General features: G+C 65.9%; 4 protein-coding genes. All 4 read left to right on the top strand.

Features of this window, described 5'->3' with window-relative positions; translation table 11 throughout:
• The coding region (locus Q0K17_RS10770; protein WP_294542911.1) for a hypothetical protein at positions 1 to 1,425 on the top strand (1,425 nt) is incomplete at its 5' end.
• The gene (locus tag Q0K17_RS10775) at positions 1,422 to 2,468 is read left to right on the top strand and encodes a hypothetical protein (protein WP_294542912.1); all 1,047 of its coding nucleotides are present in this window, start codon (positions 1,422 to 1,424) and stop codon (positions 2,466 to 2,468) included. The genes Q0K17_RS10770 and Q0K17_RS10775, both read left to right, overlap by 4 nt.
• 21 nt (positions 2,469 to 2,489) lie before the next feature.
• Entirely contained in the window at positions 2,490 to 3,182 is a 693-nt protein-coding gene (locus Q0K17_RS10780) for an MBL fold metallo-hydrolase (protein ID WP_294542913.1), read from the top strand.
• Positions 3,183 to 3,263: 81 nt separating this feature from the next.
• Positions 3,264 to 3,783: EamA family transporter (locus Q0K17_RS10785; RefSeq protein WP_294542914.1), on the top strand; the 520-nt coding region annotated here is incomplete at its 3' end.

The raw sequence follows: 3,783 nt of genomic DNA on the forward strand, positions 1-3,783 counted from the left end.
TGTGACCGGCTGCTGGCCCGCTTCAAGGCGCTGGACAACCTCCGCGGGGCCAAGCTGGTCCTGCTGGATTACCCCCTCTCCATGCCGGAACGGCGCAAGCTGGCCCGCAAGATCAAAAAGAAGGAGACCGGCCTGTCCACCACCTACCTGCTGCTGGACCGGGTGCTGCTGGCATTCCTGGCCAACCATTACAACGACGCCACCATCAACCGCATCCTCATGGCGGCGGGCATGCCCTTCGCCTACTACCAGCCCTATGTGGCGGACTCTTCCAACCCCATGCCGCCGGAAATGTTCATCGGCCGCAAGGACGAACTGCTCAAGATCGAACGCCCGGGCGGCGTGAACCTGATCTACGGCGGGCGGCAGCTGGGTAAATCGGCCCTGTTCAAGAAAGCCCGCATCGACATCGACGGTCTGGAAGGCCGCCGCGCCGTGCTGGTGGACCTGTCCGGCTGCGACTGCGCCCGGGCGGCCCGCAAGCTCTCCTGCGAGCTGGCGGACCTGGAGATCCTGCCCCGCAGCAGCGAGACCGAGAACTGGTCCGACCTGGCCCAGGACATCAAGACCCGCCTGCGGCAGGAGGAAGCCCCCATCACCTATCTGCTGGTCATGCTGGATGAGGCCGACACCTTCGTGGAGGACTGCAAGAACTGCAACTACCAGCCCCTGGCCGAACTCAAGGACATCCAGCAGACCCTGCCCGAACGGTTCAAGTTCGTGCTGGCCGGTCTGCACAACATCGTCCGCTTCAACCGGGAGGTGGCCCTGGGCCGCAACGCGGTCATCACCCATCTGCCCTCCCTCAACGTCAAGCCCTTTGAGACCCCCGAAGCCCACGAACTGCTGGTGCAGCCCCTGAGCTATCTGGGCTTCCTGCTGGAAGACCGGGTGCTCATCTCCCAGATCCTGGCCACCGCCAACTATTTCCCCGGCCTGATCCAGATGTACTGCCAGAAACTCATCGAGTCCATGCGGCAGAGCAACTACGCCGGCTACAACCAGGCCTCCACGCCGCCCTACCGCATCACCGAAGACCACATCCGCCGCGTCCTGGCCGACAACAACTTCCTGGCCGAGATCCACAACAAGTTCGAGATCACCCTGCGCCTGGACCAGGACCAGGGCTCCTATTACTACACCATCGCCCTGCTCATCGGCTGGATGTACACCGCCATGCCCACCACCACCGGCTACACTGCCGAGGACCTGATCCGTCAGGCCGGGGACCTGGGCCTGCATACCCTGACCAGCCTGAGCCGGGAACAGGTGGACACCCTGCTGCAGGAGCTGTATGACCTGAACATCCTGCGCAGCACCGGCAAGGACACCTACCTCTTTGCCAGCAAGAACTTCCATGACCTGCTGGGCAATGAGGAGGAGATCTTTGAAAAACTGGTGCAGATCGGAGGCGGCAACGGATGAACCATGCCCAGATCTGGTGGCGGCAGGTGGGCAGCTCCCTGCGCCTGTGTCAGGCCGTGGTGCACAGGGCCTGCGCCGAAACTTCCTTTGTGCTGTACCTGCCCCGGTCCCTGCCCTGGCAGGATGAATTCTACGATATCATGAAAGACCGCCTCTCCTCCCTGCGGGGGGACCGCACGGTGAACTTCCTGGACTGCACCGGGGAGGACCCGGGCCGGCAGGTGCTGCAGGAACTCTGCGCGGAGGACGTGCGCACCCGGTACTGGCCCGGGCAGAGCTACGCCGACTACCTGGGCGGCCAGACCGACATCACCCTGAACCAGATGTATGTCTGGGTGCGGGGCATCCGCACTGCCGGCCAGCTGGAATCCTGGCGCACCTTTGCGGCCCGATATGACGGGGCCGCCCGGGCCGCCGGGGGGCTCCATGCCCTGTTCCTGCTGGAATACCGCACCGACCATCCCCGGGCGGACGGCGGGGTGGTGTACACCCCGTCGGGGGCGGACTGCCAGGTCTTCTGCCTGGAAGCCGCCGCCCTGCAGCCCTGCCCTTCCGCCGACTATCTGGCCTGTCTGGCCCAGAGCGTCAGCGGCGGGGACCCGGAGCTGGCCGGCGCCCTGATCCGGCAGGGGGACCCCTTCCTGCAGGAGCCCGAAGCCTGTGCCCGACGGCTGCTGGACGGGGGCTGCAGCGACAGCGGCCAGCCCTTTGCCCCGGCCGGCGACGAGACCCTGCACCTGCGGGTGTGGCGGGCCCAGATCATGGTGCTCTTTGCCCGCGTGGAGGAAAAGCGGCTGGAATATATCCGGGCCAACCTGGACCGTCTGTCCGGGTGGATGCCGGTGCAGGCGGAAAACGGCGCCCTGATCCGGGACCCCTGGGACCTGGAATTCGGCAACCTGTTCTTCCTGACCCGCCGGGGTGACACGGATTTCACCCGGCAGGAGACCGAGATGATCCGCCTTTGCCGGGACGTGCGCAACCTGCTGGCCCACAATGAGCTGGTGCCGTATGACAAGGTATCCCTGCTGCTCAGCGAATAAATGCCAAGGAGGCAATCCCATATGCTGCAGACAAAACTTCTGTGTGCTGATCTGTATGAACTGTATGATGGCCGGGTGCGGCAATTCCTTCTGCTGGGCGGGGAGCAAGCCTTGCTGCTGGACACCGGCTTTGCCCAGAGCCATGTGATGGAAAAGGTGCGGACCCTGACCGCCCTGCCGGTGCGGGTGCTGCTGACCCACGCAGACCCCGACCACGCCGGCGGCCTGGAGGATGTTGCCCGGGCCTGGGTCCACCGGAAGGACTGGGGACTGGTCCGGGCGGCAGCGGAACTCCATCCGCTTCAGGAGGGGGATGAATTCCGCTGCGGCGGCTGGCACCTGCATGTCATCGAGATCCCGGGCCACACCCGGGGCAGCGTGGCCTTTGCGGACTATGACCGGAAAGTGCTTTTTCCGGGCGATTCGGTGCAGGATGGCGGACCCATTTATCTGTTCGGGGATCACCGGGACCTGAACCTTTACATCGGGAGCCAGAAAAAGCTGGAGGCCATGGCGGACCGGTTTGAAACCATCTATCCATGCCACCACGCCTGTCCGGTGACCCCGGATTTCATCGGCAAAAACCGCCGGGACGCCGAAGCCCTGCGGGCGGGGACCCTGCCCAGCGAACCCACCCCCGGCATGCCCTGCCGCACCTACCACGGGCGGTGGACCGATTTTTATTGTACCGAGGAGGACCGCACCCGCCCCTGAGGGCCGGCGGCCGCCAAAAAATCCCCCGGCACCGGAAACACCCGGCGCCGGGGGAACTTTTGCTGGAAGGAGAGAAGGAATATGAAACAGAATGCCCGCAGTCTGGCGGCCCTGCACGGGGCCGTCATGCTCTTCGGGCTGTCGGCGGTGCTGGCGCGCCGGGTGGCGGTGCCGGCGGTGCTGGTGGCGGCCGGCCGGGTCTGGTGCTCGTCCGCCCTGCTGCTGGTGCTGTGTCTGGCAGGGCGCACCCCGCTGGCCCTGCACAGCCGCCGGGACACGGGGCTGGCGGTGGGCGCCGGGGTGGTGCTGGCGGTGCACTGGACCGCGTTTTTCCTGTCGGCACAGCAGGCGTCGGTGGCCGTTGCCACCCTGACCTACGCCACCTTTCCCCTCTTTGTGACCTTTCTGGAACCGCTGGTGTACCGGGAACCCCTGAGCCTGCGGGGCGTGGGGCGGGCGGCGCTGCTGCTGGCGGGGGTGCTCATCACGGTGCCCTCCTTCTCGGTGACGGACAGCGCCGGGGAGGGGGCTGTCTGGGGCATGGTGTCCAGTCTGGCCTATGGGGTGCTGACCCTGTGCAACCGCCGTCTGTCCGCCGGCT

The sequence above is a fragment of the uncultured Gemmiger sp. genome, assembly GCA_944388105.1.
Lineage (GTDB): Bacteria > Bacillota > Clostridia > Oscillospirales > Ruminococcaceae > Gemmiger.

What these genes read in the sequence shown, in the direction of transcription:
- Q0K17_RS10780 (WP_294542913.1), top strand. Translation starts at nt 2,490, where the DNA reads ATGCTGCAGACAAAACTTCTGTGTGCTGATCTGTATGAACTGTATGAT.
- Q0K17_RS10775 (WP_294542912.1), top strand. Translation starts at nt 1,422, where the DNA reads ATGAACCATGCCCAGATCTGGTGGCGGCAGGTGGGCAGCTCCCTGCGC.